General features: G+C 32.8%; 28 protein-coding genes. 27 read left to right on the top strand and 1 reads right to left on the bottom strand.

Annotation, left to right across the window (positions count from 1 at the left end):
- The first annotated feature begins 1 nt into the window (after nt 1).
- The 5 genes from QZN33_RS03270 to QZN33_RS03250 all read left to right on the top strand — a co-directional run bounded on the left by QZN33_RS03270 (nt 2) and on the right by QZN33_RS03250 (nt 3,739).
- Nucleotides 2-694, top strand: a complete 693-nt coding sequence (locus tag QZN33_RS03270) for a hypothetical protein (protein WP_296789507.1) — start codon at nt 2-4, stop codon at nt 692-694.
- Between the two features lie 47 nt (nt 695-741).
- On the top strand, nt 742-1,020 hold the full coding sequence (locus tag QZN33_RS03265) for a hypothetical protein (RefSeq protein WP_296789506.1): 279 nt from the start codon (nt 742-744) through the stop codon (nt 1,018-1,020).
- A gap of 6 nt (nt 1,021-1,026) precedes the next feature.
- A complete protein-coding gene (locus QZN33_RS03260; protein WP_296789504.1) occupies nt 1,027-1,356 on the top strand; it encodes a hypothetical protein in 330 nt (109 codons plus the stop codon).
- A gap of 15 nt (nt 1,357-1,371) precedes the next feature.
- The gene (locus QZN33_RS03255) at nt 1,372-1,926 is read left to right on the top strand and encodes a hypothetical protein (RefSeq protein WP_296789503.1); all 555 of its coding nucleotides are present in this window, start codon (nt 1,372-1,374) and stop codon (nt 1,924-1,926) included.
- A 64-nt stretch (nt 1,927-1,990) separates the two neighbouring features.
- Nucleotides 1,991-3,739 (top strand): hypothetical protein, encoded by a 1,749-nt coding sequence (locus tag QZN33_RS03250; RefSeq protein WP_296789501.1) that lies wholly within the window; start codon nt 1,991-1,993, stop codon nt 3,737-3,739.
- A 193-nt stretch (nt 3,740-3,932) separates the two neighbouring features.
- On the opposite strand, the gene QZN33_RS03245 is transcribed toward QZN33_RS03250, so the two are convergent.
- Nucleotides 3,933-4,109, bottom strand: coding sequence for a hypothetical protein (locus tag QZN33_RS03245; RefSeq protein WP_296789500.1), 177 nt, complete (start codon nt 4,107-4,109; stop codon nt 3,933-3,935).
- A gap of 147 nt (nt 4,110-4,256) precedes the next feature.
- Here QZN33_RS03245 and QZN33_RS03240 point away from each other — a divergent pair, with 147 nt between their 5' ends.
- The 22 genes from QZN33_RS03240 to QZN33_RS03135 form a co-directional block, all read left to right on the top strand.
- Nucleotides 4,257-4,643, top strand: a complete 387-nt coding sequence (locus QZN33_RS03240; RefSeq protein WP_296789499.1) for a hypothetical protein — start codon at nt 4,257-4,259, stop codon at nt 4,641-4,643.
- Complete coding sequence (locus QZN33_RS03235; protein WP_296789498.1) at nt 4,644-5,165, top strand: hypothetical protein; 522 nt, start codon at nt 4,644-4,646, stop codon at nt 5,163-5,165.
- Nucleotides 5,166-5,180: 15 nt separating this feature from the next.
- The gene (locus QZN33_RS03230; RefSeq protein ID WP_296789495.1) at nt 5,181-6,902 is read left to right on the top strand and encodes a helicase C-terminal domain-containing protein; all 1,722 of its coding nucleotides are present in this window, start codon (nt 5,181-5,183) and stop codon (nt 6,900-6,902) included.
- On the top strand, nt 6,903-7,220 hold the full coding sequence (locus QZN33_RS03225; protein ID WP_296789494.1) for a hypothetical protein: 318 nt from the start codon (nt 6,903-6,905) through the stop codon (nt 7,218-7,220). It begins immediately after the preceding gene.
- Nucleotides 7,204-7,728, top strand: a complete 525-nt coding sequence (locus tag QZN33_RS03220) for a hypothetical protein (protein ID WP_296789493.1) — start codon at nt 7,204-7,206, stop codon at nt 7,726-7,728. The genes QZN33_RS03225 and QZN33_RS03220 overlap by 17 nt, the downstream gene beginning before the upstream one ends.
- A 1-nt stretch (nt 7,729) precedes the next feature.
- On the top strand, nt 7,730-8,080 hold the full coding sequence (locus tag QZN33_RS03215; RefSeq protein ID WP_296789492.1) for a hypothetical protein: 351 nt from the start codon (nt 7,730-7,732) through the stop codon (nt 8,078-8,080).
- A complete protein-coding gene (locus QZN33_RS03210; protein ID WP_296789491.1) occupies nt 8,077-8,427 on the top strand; it encodes a hypothetical protein in 351 nt (116 codons plus the stop codon). The genes QZN33_RS03215 and QZN33_RS03210 overlap by 4 nt, the downstream gene beginning before the upstream one ends.
- A gap of 116 nt (nt 8,428-8,543) precedes the next feature.
- Nucleotides 8,544-8,879: a hypothetical protein gene (locus tag QZN33_RS03205; protein WP_296789490.1), complete on the top strand. Its 336-nt coding sequence runs from the start codon at nt 8,544-8,546 to the stop codon at nt 8,877-8,879.
- Entirely contained in the window at nt 8,876-9,022 is a 147-nt protein-coding gene (locus QZN33_RS03200; protein WP_296789489.1) for a hypothetical protein, read from the top strand. Before QZN33_RS03205 ends, QZN33_RS03200 begins: the two co-directional genes overlap by 4 nt.
- Nucleotides 9,016-9,429 (top strand): hypothetical protein, encoded by a 414-nt coding sequence (locus QZN33_RS03195; protein WP_296789488.1) that lies wholly within the window; start codon nt 9,016-9,018, stop codon nt 9,427-9,429. The genes QZN33_RS03200 and QZN33_RS03195 overlap by 7 nt, the downstream gene beginning before the upstream one ends.
- A 3-nt stretch (nt 9,430-9,432) precedes the next feature.
- A complete protein-coding gene (locus tag QZN33_RS03190) occupies nt 9,433-9,756 on the top strand; it encodes a transcriptional regulator (protein ID WP_296789487.1) in 324 nt (107 codons plus the stop codon).
- Entirely contained in the window at nt 9,753-10,238 is a 486-nt protein-coding gene (locus tag QZN33_RS03185; RefSeq protein ID WP_296789486.1) for a hypothetical protein, read from the top strand. The genes QZN33_RS03190 and QZN33_RS03185 overlap by 4 nt, the downstream gene beginning before the upstream one ends.
- Complete coding sequence (locus QZN33_RS03180; protein ID WP_296789485.1) at nt 10,235-10,594, top strand: hypothetical protein; 360 nt, start codon at nt 10,235-10,237, stop codon at nt 10,592-10,594. Before QZN33_RS03185 ends, QZN33_RS03180 begins: the two co-directional genes overlap by 4 nt.
- Nucleotides 10,591-10,776, top strand: coding sequence for a hypothetical protein (locus tag QZN33_RS03175; protein ID WP_296789484.1), 186 nt, complete (start codon nt 10,591-10,593; stop codon nt 10,774-10,776). Before QZN33_RS03180 ends, QZN33_RS03175 begins: the two co-directional genes overlap by 4 nt.
- Complete coding sequence (locus tag QZN33_RS03170; RefSeq protein ID WP_296789483.1) at nt 10,773-11,507, top strand: thymidylate synthase; 735 nt, start codon at nt 10,773-10,775, stop codon at nt 11,505-11,507. Before QZN33_RS03175 ends, QZN33_RS03170 begins: the two co-directional genes overlap by 4 nt.
- A complete protein-coding gene (locus QZN33_RS03165) occupies nt 11,504-11,683 on the top strand; it encodes a hypothetical protein (protein WP_296789482.1) in 180 nt (59 codons plus the stop codon). The genes QZN33_RS03170 and QZN33_RS03165 overlap by 4 nt, the downstream gene beginning before the upstream one ends.
- A gap of 5 nt (nt 11,684-11,688) precedes the next feature.
- Nucleotides 11,689-12,015 carry a hypothetical protein gene (locus QZN33_RS03160; RefSeq protein ID WP_296789481.1) on the top strand — a complete coding sequence of 109 codons (327 nt, stop codon included), beginning with the start codon at nt 11,689-11,691 and terminating at the stop codon, nt 12,013-12,015.
- Between the two features lie 3 nt (nt 12,016-12,018).
- A complete protein-coding gene (locus QZN33_RS03155; RefSeq protein ID WP_296789480.1) occupies nt 12,019-12,270 on the top strand; it encodes a hypothetical protein in 252 nt (83 codons plus the stop codon).
- The gene (locus QZN33_RS03150; protein WP_296789478.1) at nt 12,257-12,517 is read left to right on the top strand and encodes a hypothetical protein; all 261 of its coding nucleotides are present in this window, start codon (nt 12,257-12,259) and stop codon (nt 12,515-12,517) included. The genes QZN33_RS03155 and QZN33_RS03150 overlap by 14 nt, the downstream gene beginning before the upstream one ends.
- A gap of 3 nt (nt 12,518-12,520) precedes the next feature.
- Entirely contained in the window at nt 12,521-12,703 is a 183-nt protein-coding gene (locus tag QZN33_RS03145; protein WP_296789477.1) for a hypothetical protein, read from the top strand.
- Nucleotides 12,700-13,278 carry a hypothetical protein gene (locus tag QZN33_RS03140; protein WP_296789476.1) on the top strand — a complete coding sequence of 193 codons (579 nt, stop codon included), beginning with the start codon at nt 12,700-12,702 and terminating at the stop codon, nt 13,276-13,278. The genes QZN33_RS03145 and QZN33_RS03140 overlap by 4 nt, the downstream gene beginning before the upstream one ends.
- Before the next feature lie 2 nt (nt 13,279-13,280).
- The coding region (locus QZN33_RS03135) for a hypothetical protein (RefSeq protein ID WP_296789475.1) at nt 13,281-13,600 on the top strand (320 nt) is incomplete at its 3' end.

Raw genomic sequence — 13,600 nt, 5'->3', positions numbered from 1 at the left:
AATGGGTTTAGAACCAACTCAAAATCCCACTATTCAAGAAACCTTGGAAGAAATGGGAGAAATAGAAAAAGAAGAAGAAATTATAGAATTAAACGATGCTCCAAAAAGAGCTAAAGCAGAATTTATTGAAGAACCAATTAAAAAAGCGGAACCAAATGTAGTTCTACCAGCAACAGTTGAAGAAAGTTCTTCAGTTCCAACAATTAGAGAAGCGGATATTTTAAATCCAAACTATGGAATGGATGTTAAAATTGAAGTAGCAACCCATGTTGCAAATATTCTCTCAAACGTCCTTGAAAAACAAGACCTTGTACTCTATGGATTAAACAAATCTAATAAAGAAAAAGGTTATGTTACTGTTGAAGGATGGAACACTCTTGGAACAATGTTAGGTATAACTCCAATCACAGAATGTGTGGTACCCTTTCAAACCAAAGCAAAATACGGATACAAAGCAAGAGTTAGCCTTTATCAAAATGCTATTATTGAAAATGGTAAATTGGTTAGTGGAACTTTACTTGCGACTGCGGAAGCAATAGCAACTAGTGCAGGATTCCAGAAAAATGAGCCTGATGTATATTCAATGGCTCAGACACGTGCATTAGGAAAAGTGTATCGTATGGCTTTGTCTTGGATTATGAAGTTAGCTGGTTTTGAACCTACTCCTGCGGAGGAAATGCCTAGCTATCAATAATTTCCAACCTTTTTATTTTAAATTTTTTATGCGGATGTGAAAGTAAAATGGACTATGAAAACATTGAAAAAATGCACAATACCTTAACAAACGAAAATCAGATAATGGTTTTCGAATTAGTTAGTGGTACTAACGTTCCATGCAATAATCAAGACAGAATAACCAATCAAGGTGGAGATATTCTAATTGAATCTGATGAACATTTAACCACTAAATGTTTAGATTTAGATTCTATCTGCTCTATAATGGTTATGGACATGGATTTGATGAATGAAAAATTAACTGAGACAAGAAATGAACTTTTAAAAAAATTATTTAAGGATTGATTAACAATGACATTGGAACCATCAAGACAAGATAAAACTGGTGACATATACGGACCATATATGCTTAGAAACGGAAGTTTTGAGATTAAAAAAAATAATAAATCCGAGAAATACCGAGCCATATTTACAAGGCCAAATAAAAGCACTACAAGCTTAGGAAGTTTTGAAGAAGAAAAAATTGAGGAAATCTATAATACAATTATAATACTCGATAATGTTTCACAAACTCCTGCACAATTTGAAACTAATTTCAAAAATAGGAATAGTAAAGATGGCGAATTTGCATTATATGGATTGTCAAGAGAGTTATTTTTTAAATTGATAAATGAGATATAAATGGAGGAATTATAAATGGCAAAAACTGATTTAAACAAATTATTTGGAATGGAAACTGGAACAGAAGAAAACGACTTAGAAGACTACAAAAGATACTACTTATCTGACATGGTAGCAGGTCAAGCTTTCAGCGGTGAAGCAAGTGTTGAATTATTCCCTATAGTGGAAAGAGATGACGAAGTCAAAAAATACTCACAAATCAGGTTCAGATTAATCGACGAACATGAAAACCCATTACTCGATGAAGATGAAGAACCAGAAGTTGGAGAATACTTAGACATTTACCTTAACTGTCCTAAATTCAAAGACAATGGTATTGCAACCCGTGTTCAAAAACCAACTGAAAGATTTGACTTCCACAGAAACCTCTGGAACTGGTTAACTGGAATCATGAACATCATTGACCCAAAGTCACTTATTGATCCAAAAACTGGTGATGAAATCAACATCTTCAAAAAAATCAATTTGAAAAATGTTGCAGATTTCATTGATGGTAAAAGAGTCACTATTGAACAAGTAGAAGTCGATAACAGCGATTATCCTACTTTCAAAATCACCAAGATTGAATAAATAACCTCTTCTTGGTGGTTTATTTGTTTATTTTATTGACTGGACCAGGAGGTGAAAATAGCGTATGGGATTAGAAGCTGCACCTGAAACAGAAATGTTGTGGAGTCTTGACTATGGGATTAAACTGGAAGATGGTTTCACCATCAAACCAGTTCCTTTTAAGAAAGGCTGCAAGTATTACTTTTTCAATGATGAAAAGAAGTTGATTAATGAATTGAAAGGAGATGCTCCTCTCAGTATTACTGAAAGGTCAACCGTAGGTGTTGAAATCAAAAAACATCTCAATCCTCAAAATACATTGAATAAATTGGGTGTTACTCAAATATTCGATGAATTAAAGGTTGTGATGAATAGTTTTGTTGATGAGTACGTTGAAGTTGAAATCGAAGCTCAAAAACAGAATGAAAAAGAAGAGTTAGCTCAAAACAAGCAATCATATGAGGAGGGTTTGGATTTATTCAACAATCAGGTTAAACCTTTGATTTATGCTGCATCATTAGTTGACTGGTATACTGCAGGAGAAAGAACAAATATTATGATTACTTTCCTTTGTTACTGTAGTCAAGTTATCCTTAAAAATCCAATAAGTGTTATTGGTTTGGGTGATGGAAGTAGCGGTAAAACTCATATTGAGAATGTGGCCTTGTCCATGATTCCTGAAGAGTTCATAAGATATGAGAAGAAACCTACTATGGCTTCTATGTTCCGTCGTGCTGAAGAAAATCAACGATATTATGATGGGAAAATTGTAGTGTATGGTGACCTTGGAGGTAATAGTGACCAGGATGAAGTTGAAGATACAAAAAATCTTCTCAAAGAATTGCAGACTGATGGTTACCTTGCAAGGCCAATTACTATTAAAGTCGATGGGGAATTCCAAGTTGTTGATCTAATCCTGAAAGGTTTCCCTTGTCTAACATATACTACTGTTCCAAATTATAGTTTTGATTCACAGGAACTATCCCGTAGTTTTATTTTCACACCTAGAACAAATAATCGAGCAGTATTCAATGCTCGTAAATCCTATTTGGAATTGAAAGGCGGTAAAACAGAACAAATATATCAATCTATGCTTTCTTTTAAAACAGAAATTCAGAAAATGGTTCTTGGTTTAAGATATAAATTCAGCGACATTAACATTGTCAATCCTTATTCTGACGCTATCCTAAATTTAATCGGTGCATCTGAATATTACAAAAGAGATTATGACAAGTACAATGGAATATTGAAAGTGATTACTGCTTTTAATAGTGCTAATCGCGAAGTGCATAATATTAATGGTGAAAAAGTCATCTTCACTAATCCTGAAGATTTACAATACTTTGTTACTTTACTCAGACCATATATGGCAAGTATTACAAGGAATTTATCTAAAAAAGCTGCTGAATTACTTGATGATATTGTTGAAAATAGTGATAACTGGATTTATCAGGCGGATTCCACATTCAAATATGATTCTGGTGAGGATTTTGGTTTCACTATTAATGATTATATTGAAGAGGGTAATGTGAGTATTGCGAAGAGATCATTATACCGGTACTTCACGGAGTTGAATCAGGAAGGTTTTTTGAAAGTTGTTGGTAAACATGGGAAGAGTAATATGTATGCTCTGGTTGAGAATGTTGATGAGATTCATCAGAATGAGATGTTGGTGTTAACTGAAAACAGTAAGCGTCGTTTAGAGTTTGAATACCCTGATGATATTGTTGAGTATATTCTTTTAAATGATGTTATTCATGATGAGGATTGCAGTATTTTGAATCAGAGTGATGATGTTATGAAACCTTTTTGGTTGGATTTTGATAATGGTTAGTTTTAGCAGTGGCAATAAACGAGGTGATTTTATTGAATTTGGGTATTGTTTTCATGGTCTTTTTGTTTCATTGCCACTTTGCCAAAACCCATTTTTCATTGCCAATTAAAAATGGCAATAACAAAAAGCATGGAAATTGGTTTATTATGTTAAAGGAGGATGATAATTGCTTATTCAATTTTTGACATTTTTTTCATTGCCAAATTGTCATTGATTTTTCAAGGTATGTGAAATTACAATTAACTTTAATTCTTCGTGTACATATTTTTGGCAATGTGGCAATCAAAATTTGAATAAGCATTGAGAAGGTCTGGTTTGGCTTGTAGGTTTGTGTGAAGTCTTGTTTCAGATTTGGCAATGAAAAATCCATTTTGGCAATGAAAAATCAATGATTTTTAAACAAGGTTTCTCTTGACTTATTTTGCGAAACTGGGCAATATGAAAAGAGTTCTTTATTGCCAAATTTTTTTGGCAATGAAATGGCAATGAAAAAAATTAGGATATTTTGGTGAAGATCATGATTGACTACAAAAAAATCAACAAGGAAATATCCCAGCAGAAGTGGGATAGAATTCAGAACAAAACTGTTGATGAATTCACTTGTTACTATTGTCCTGGAGTTGGTCATGAGTTATGCACTCATCCACAGCATTGCATATTAGATAAAGAATTCCAAAGATTACGTGGAAAAATTCAATCTGAGAAAGCAGAGGAAAAACAATTGAAAGAAATTTATGAAGATGCTTTAGAATTGAAAAGAGAAAATCCTGAACGAGAATATGATGACTTCTATTTGAATTTCACACCAAAAGCAAATAGAATCAAAAGAAGTGTTCTTCGCAGGAGTATTCGAAAACATTACGCAGAGTTAAAAGATTTAAAAACAAACAAAGGAGGTTATTAAATGACTGGACAAAAGAATCGTTTTAAAACAACTGAGAAGTTATGGGATTTGGATGATAAACAATTGAAAACTCCAAAGCATGATGCAATGGTACTATGGTTAATGGATAAAGATAATTACTCTCAATACTTGAGTTTTGATAATGTCGTAAAGTCATGGGAGAGAAAATATTCTTTAGCAGAGACCAGAGTTTTGTCTGAGGTACCAATTATGTCATCTCCTACATTTATTGCAGGATATGCTGACTTAAAAATTACTGGAAGATATGAATGTGAGTTTGTGGATTATAAAGATATTTTTATAAGTCATGTAATTGAAGTAAAACCAAAAATTGAAAGTTTTGGAGCTGTTTTAAGACAAATAAACTCTTATAAAAAATTCATGAATAATGTGAATAATCAATATTATATTTTCACATTAGACTCTCGTTTTGATTCCCAATTTGAAAGTCAGGGGATTAAAGTGTTACATCCTCCTGAAGAGATTACAATTGAAGATATGGTAAAAATGTATGACTTGTAAAGGAGGTTACTAAACATGGCAGATGACATGGATTGGTTTGAAAATAACTATGCTGAATTCTGGACATTACCATATCCACCATATCCTGAGCAAATACGAATACTGCAAAAAATAGATGCAGCATTTCGCAGCGGTTACAAAAACATAATTGTTAATGCTGGAACTGGAATTGGTAAAAGTGTAATTGCAACTACAATAGCAAATCTATTCTATTCGGCATATATTTGCACCAAAACAATCAACCTTCAAACACAATACATGCAAGATTTTAAAGAAATGCTTGTGGAATTGAAAGGAAAAAAACATTACCAATGTTTCTTTAACCGTTCATGTGATAATTGTTATGTTGAAGAAGTAAATAAAAATGGGACAATTGCAGATAAAAAAGCATTACTCAACGGAGAACATGGAAGATCATTCATCTTTCATGACAACATATCCGAAGAAGAATACGATAACATCATAGAAGAAATGATGATCTGGAAATGCAGCGACTGCCCATACAAATTAGCACTCCTCAACGCACAAAACAATAATTATGTAAACGCAAACTACCACAGCTTATACTTCAATAGTCATGTAATTCCAAGATTCAAAAAAAGAGACATCATAATATTCGATGAATGCCACAACTTCGAAAACATCATGACAGGAATCATCCAATTCTCATTAAATCCAGATGAAATATACGATAACTATGACATCTATGTTTTCGATGCGGAAAGCGATGATTTACAATCAATTGATTACTGGATTAAAATACATGAAGACATAATCACAAAACTCAATGAAAAGAAAGCTAAAGAAGTGGGTAACTTACAAGGCCGTGCAGATGACAACATCATCAAAGCAATTGAATCTGAATATGAACAAAAAATACTGAAAATCCAACATAAAATCACCAACTTAAGTTCTGGTGAATGGTTTATTAAACTCCCAAAACATGACGATTGGTTTGACAGTAAACGCAATAATATTCAATTCAAACCATTATACGGTAAAGAATATACTCAAAGATTATTAGATTTAGGAGAGTTCAGATTATTCTTCACAGGAACATTACCTAACCACGAATCATTCTGCAGATGGGTTGGAATTAGCCCAACAGAAACTTGTTACATCTATGAAAAATCACCATATCCTGTTGAAAACAGGCCAATATACAAACATTACCTTGGCAATTTCAACAGCAAATATAATCAAAGAGTCAACGGCAAATACATCCCAGCATGGATGAATGATAAAGTCTTGAATGGAGTTAGTGAAATCTTACAACAACACCAGGATGAAAAAATCCTAATTCACACCAGCTCTATTGAACAGACAGATTGGTTATGCAATGAATTAAGTTACATGAACTTTGATGTAATCCCTGCTTATGGTGAAAGCAGGAATGAGAATATTGGATTGTTCAAATCTTCAGATGACTTCAATATCCTAATCAGCCCATCCATTAAAGAAGGAGTTGATTTCAAAGGAGACCTCTGCACAGCCCAACTCATTTTTAAAGTACCACGTCCAGTATACAAAGATGAAGTCAAAGCAAGATGTGATATAGATAAGGAATGGTACAATTTCCATACTATCATACCACTCATGCAATCCTATGGTAGAGGTATACGGAGCAAAACAGATTACTGTGTCACTTATATTTTAGATTCAGCTTTTGAGAATCTGTTAAGATACAATACTTATCTGTTTGAAGATTATTTTTTAGAAGCCATCGAGGTGGAATAAATGCATGTATATTGCTTATGGGAAGGAGACATTCATGAAAACCAAAGAATACTACTTGCTCATGAAAAATACTACCCTGAAATAGAATTTGAAAACATCTGCAACACTATCAGAAACAAACTAATCAACTATACTAGTAAAAATCATGAGATAATGGACACATTTAATGGTGTTAAAAGCATCTGGGAATACAGCATTAGCATGGCCTTAATGCTTGACATCAAAAAAGTGTTAATCAACGATTATGGTTTTGTTGAACTGAAAGATTTCCCAAAATATCATGTTGAAGGAGTTGATCCATATGACTATGAAAATTGAATACGATGCAAATGAGTATGAGATAATTGAATTACAGGAAATGAATGACAACCTTGCATTCAAACTTGTTAAATTCAATACTGGAATCTATGGGATAATTAGTTACAATCCATCCTCTAAAAAAGAGGAAAGTGTAATTTTATTATCTCCAGAACAAGATAAGCTTTCCAATACTCTTGCGTCTTTAGGATGGGATGGTGGTCTTGGTTGTAAAAGTTTCATGGTATTTGCACGTGATGCTAAAAAATACTTGGAAAATGCACCATCTGAATTAGTGGTCTATCTGGGTAGTGATGCAGCAGATGAATATCGTGAGATCATCACAAAAGACCAGGAGAAAACATTATATGAGAAAGTTGCAATTTGTTTGGAAATAATGGAAATGAAATTTGAAGATTCTTTCCATTATAAATATGGGGATTCTATTTTAACTGTTTTCATGTGTGTTACAGTTATAATGTTCATAATTGCAATTGTGAATAGTTTACATCTTTGTGGAGTGATATAAGATGTCTAACGTAGATAAATTTAGAGATTATTTAAAGTTATTAGATGAGAAAGAAGCTAAAATTAAAGAGTTAAAAGATGCGGTGAATAGTGAAACATCATTGAAATTAGAACTCTTGCATAAAAGTAATGATGTTAAATTACATCCGAATAATGTTAAAGAGGAATATGAGTTATCTAAAGCTCCAACTGAAAAGCAGATTCAAGCACACATCGATGAAACCTATAAGGATTTAACTGATGATTATGAATTAGCTAAACAGAATACTGCGCTTATCCGTAAGGATTTAGAGTTATTAGATAATCGTATTAGTTTTGAGAAGTACGTATTACAATTGGAGATGAAACAATGAGCACAATATGCAATGCAAGAATAACCAGTTGTTTGCTTGGCTTTTTTGAGCCTGATTTAGCAGATGGTAAAGATTTTAAACTTAAAATGGAATTGGAATTAAGCACTAAATCAGAATGTACTGTTGAATTGAATCCAATTAAAATCCCAATGCTATTGGAATTATTGGAAATCAGAGGATTCAATCAGATTGAAGGAAAATATATTCAAGTGAAATATGAGGGAAATACCCGTCCTAATTTTATTAAAAGCATCCTTGCAAGTGAATCTGATGAATGGTTTGAACTGGATAATGGAATTTACCTTGGTTCAAGAATTACTCCAGGTGTTAATAATGAAAAAGAATAATGACTCAAAATCATGTCTCAATTGTAAACATTGCTATGACAAGAATACATGTGTACTGAGAGATGATTTAATAGAAAAAGTAGGCTGTTGTTGGATGTGGAATGAAAGGTGAAATTATGAGTTTATATAGTGAATATTTAGAAGCGAAAAGTGACTTGCTAAGCAAAGACTTAGCATTTAAAACAGCAGTAGAAGACTGGTTCAGAGAGCATGAAGGATTAATGTTAATGCAACCAATTGACTTAATCGACACATTAACAATGGATCACTTCACAATCACAACCACAATGGCATTTGAAAAACATTTACGTGACTTTGAAGAAACATTCCAAGTTAAATGTATCAGAATAACCCATCAGGAAGTATTAACTCCAATAACTGGTGAAGAAGTTGCTCTTATTGAATATAATGTGAAACATGTTTGGAAATTCCACTTCAGAGAAAAAAAGTGAGGTTGATTATGAATCCTGATGTTTATGTTAATGTAGCGGACTTAATGCCAGAAAAACTGCCAAGACCAACACGTAGAAAGCTCATGGAAGACGGTGTTGAAATACCAATAATTACAGTAACATGCGAGGGGATTGAATGGTAAGATATATTTATCAAAAATCAACTCAAACATTTGTAAAAATGCCTAATTACATTTATCCTAAAAAGAATGGGTGTTTTGAGATACGAAAAAGAATTGATAAAGTATTAACTTATTGGGGTACTTTCCATAGTTTAGAAGAAGCTGAACTATGGAGAGCCTATTATATTGGGAAACATTGGAATGTGAATCCAAGCTTCAGAGGAAGACAATACATCATAAAAGCCAAGGGAGGATATTTTGTTGCGAAAATAATAAATGGTAAAAGAGAGTATTTTGGTTTCTTTAAAGATTTTAAAGAAGCAGAACACGAGCGAGACATTTGTCTTGCTTGCAACTGGGATATAAACCGGATTGTGGAATTTGATGAATATGATTATTGTTGGTTAGACCAACCAATTGAGGCATAAAGTATGATAAGCAAAGAGGAAAAATTAGGTTTGGCAGCATATGTTATCACATCAAGTTATCGTGAACGAGCATTAACTGTCTTACATAATAATGAGAATATGACTCCAAAATACATTGCTAAACATTGCAATGTACGTGGAAATCATATTAGTACAACTTTAAGAGAATTGAAAGATAAACAACTTGTGGTTTGTATTAATGAAGAAGCACACAAAGGCAGATTATATCAAATCACTTCTTTAGGTGAAGAGGTTATAAGTTTGATTCCTGGACTTAAAGGAAAAACCCGAACTGAATTAAATGATTTAGGTGGTGAAATGAAATGAGTACTGGAGAATACTATGCAGAACTGGAAAACAACCACCACTACATCATCGTAGATGAAGAACATGACAGGACATATTACTGTCCTGCAGAAGCGGTGGCTAATGACTTAAGTAGAATTTTGAATGATAAAAATAAGAAAATTCGTGAATTAAACAGACGATTATATAACATTAAACACTCTGTTGTATTTGAAATCGAACGCAAATTAGACCACCGAGATGAGCATGTGGCCTTTGTAACCAATGAAGAATTGGCATGGGAATTCTGTGATAAACATAAGGATTGTTATTATCATGAAATCCATGTCACAAAATATCGCATTGAATTAGAAGCTAAAAGAGCAGAAGTTCCTTGCTGCGGATCATGTGACTATATATCTCCACAAGTGAAGTCTGATGGTTCCAGCATTACTTGGTGTAACCATCATCAGCAAGAAACAAATCAAGATGAGTATTGTAGTGATTGGGAGAGGGAGCCATGATTCCATTAGGAATAACTGAAGATTTAAGAAATGGTATGGGATTAGAGGAATGCTTAATAAAGCATGAAACTAATCTCAAAACTTTATTTGATAAGGAATATCCTGATGAAATAAGATGCGACCCTAAATGGAAATACATTGAAAAAAGAGGAGCAAACTATTACATTAAAAAGAAAAGACACAGGTCAACTTATTATTATGGAATATACTCCACATTAAAAGATGCACAATTAGTCCGTGATGAATTAATCCGTACTGGTTGGAAACAAAACCAAGTGAACAATATATGTGAAAAAGTAGGTGTTAAAAGAATACCTGGTAAAAATGAACATAGATTTTGTGAGGTGAAATCATGAATGATTATGACAAACTATACCTTGGAATATTCATATTCTGGGTAATTACAACAATATTATCCTATTCCATTGATTGGAACATTACTAATAATGGTTTCACAGCAATGGCCATGTGGCTAATGTTTTTAATTCTCGGTTTAATAGGTGGTCGAACATTAACATTAAAAGAGGTTGGAAGATGAGTCTTGAAACTATCTGGAAAACATTCCTAAAAGATATTTTAGAAAATGGGGAAACACATGAAAAAGATGATGGAGATATACTCAAAGAATCATTAATCAATCATTGTTTTATTCCTAACGTATTAAATCAATTCGGAGCACAAAATATTACAACAGAAATGTTCCTTGACATGTTAAAACAAGGAGTATTCAATATAGATGGGTATCCTGTGAAAGACATTGCATTATATGATTATGTAACTTCAATTGATGATGTTAGCATAAGAGCTAATAAAAATTTTGAAACAGGTGAAGATAAATTCACTTACACTTACCCAAATCGTATCTTCAACATGACAGATAGAGATTCTGATTTTATGGTAAATCAATTTGAATTAATGATAAACAGATTAAGTCAAAGATTCTGTGGAAGTTCTGGAAGTAATCGTGCAGTAGCAAATATTTATTCAGCAACAAGAGATTGTGATATGAATGATATTCCTTGTCTCCAAATTATTCAAGCAACAATCAGAAACAATGAATTAATCATTCATTGTTTTTTCAGATCAAACGATTGTTACGGAGCATTCCCAAGTAACATGCTATTTTTGAATTATTTAGGTTTAAAATTAGTTGATGTATTAAGAGATGAGTATCCTTTATTATCTTTTAAAGGGATTTCCTATAATTCAAGTTCGTTGCATATTTACAAAGGAGATTTGGAGCAAGCTAAAAAAGTTGTGGGATTATGAAAATAGATGCAGATGATCTTCATTGTTTACCAGATAAACAACATAAAGATTGTGACTGGTATTACCCTGAAGAAATGGAATGCACTAATTGGGGTGAATTTGTGGAAGATTGTCTACCTGCATATGTTGAATGTTATGCTCCAATTGGAAGCATTTTTAAAGAGAAGAAGCGGTGAAAATTATGACTGATTATTTAATAGAAATAGGCAAAGCAAAAAGAGCGTACACTAACGCATGGACAAGTTTTAGTGATAAATTAGACGAATGGGAAGAAGAACACGAAAACATGGGGCAATTCACAATTGGCCTGTATTTTAAAGATAAAAAGATGGTTTACATCAGATTCCATGAAACTAAAGTGAATATGGATATTGTTAATAAAGCCTGTGAAGATTTCAATCTTCAAGTAATGCACAAACGTACACTTGAGAATTATTTCGCAGGAACAAAATCTGTAGAATTCGAGTTAAGACATAAAGACTATCCATTTGCAATACCGGAGGATTAGAGAATGAGTTATTATGATGTACTTTGCGGAGTAGTCTTAAGACTACCAAGCAATGATGGTAAAGACATCTTCAAAGATATTGAGGACATAAGCAAACAACTTGGAGAAGCAATCAGCAAAGAATTCGAAAATATTATGGTTGTACCATTTGGAATGGAATTAGTGGAAGATGATATGAAAGTCAGAATCTTGAATAAGATTGAATACAATGATGAAATTCCTGAAACAGACGAGGTTGAGGATGATGATTTCTGAAGTATTAATGTGGATAGGTGCATTAGTCTGCATAATCGGAGCAAGTGTTGTAATATTTTTAGGTTTAATGACTGTTCGTGAATTTATCATAGACAATTTCTATGGATGGAAATTAACTAATCTAAGTAAATCTTATAAGTATGAAGCCGAGATGCTGACTCTTATACATTTAAGAGAGTTGAAAAAAGCTTATCCGGAACTTGAAATCCATTATAAAGGAGAAGAACTTCAAGAATGGGGAGATTAGCATATGTTTAAAGAAGATGATAAAGAAGTGGAAGAAATAATGGGACGTGTTTGTTCCTACCTTACAAGAGTAATGTTCGATGATTTCGCTCAAAGCATAAAAGAACCATCAGAAGCATTTAAACACTTAAAAGAAAATGGTTTTAAAAAAACCTTAATTGCAATTCCATTGGAGGAATCTAAATGAAATTAAGTGAAGTAACAGATGACAAATCATTCATAGCATTCCTATATAGCATGTATCTCGGAAGACTAGCAAATGATGGTGAACCAGATGACTATTACGCAGTTGAAATAAGTAATCAATTAATGCATGCTTATGTTCGCGTAACTATCTTGAAAATACCTGATGCTTTTGATAAAGAGATAATGGCGGAAATGTTCGGTAAAGATATTGCAACATTATTAAGAGAATTCAGAGTATTAGAAGCCAATGAAGAAACAACCAAATATCAAAACTGGCACTATCAATTGTATGCTGCTAAAGAAAGATATGAAAAAGATGTCAAAAGATATGAGGAAAAAATAAAAGAATTCTTCAATGGTCATGCAGATATGATAGAATTTGATGTGGATCAAGATGTTGTAAAAGTCAGAGGCAGATATGAACATCCAATCCCACCAAAATTAATAATGGAATTCTGCGATAAATTTGGCTATTACATGCCAACATTAAAAAATGACTGGATAGGAACTTCTATGTTCCGTCATGTTCATTATAGATTCAGTAAAAAAGATTGCCGTATATCCAAGGAGGTATAATAATGGAAGATAAAATTGAAACAGTTGGAGAACTAATAGACTACCTTGAATGCTTCGACAGAAACACCAAAATATTAGATAATATAAATCCTTGCTGGTGGAGTCCAAGAAAACCATATAATCATGAGGATTGTCCTGACGAAGACATTGTTGCTGAATCTGTTATTGATGCAATGTGCGTTGCAACAGATTTACAATTAATAGATGAAAACAAAGAAACTGGAAAATTAGAATATAGTGAACATGAACATTATCAGATTGTCGAACGTCCAAGCGAATACGGCGGTACCGAGTATATCGTCAGAGACAGCGACCTTGTTGG

It is taken from the genome of uncultured Methanobrevibacter sp. (assembly GCF_900314615.1).
Classification (GTDB): Archaea; Methanobacteriota; Methanobacteria; order Methanobacteriales; family Methanobacteriaceae; genus Methanocatella.
This window is presented reverse-complemented; position numbering and strand designations above follow the sequence as displayed.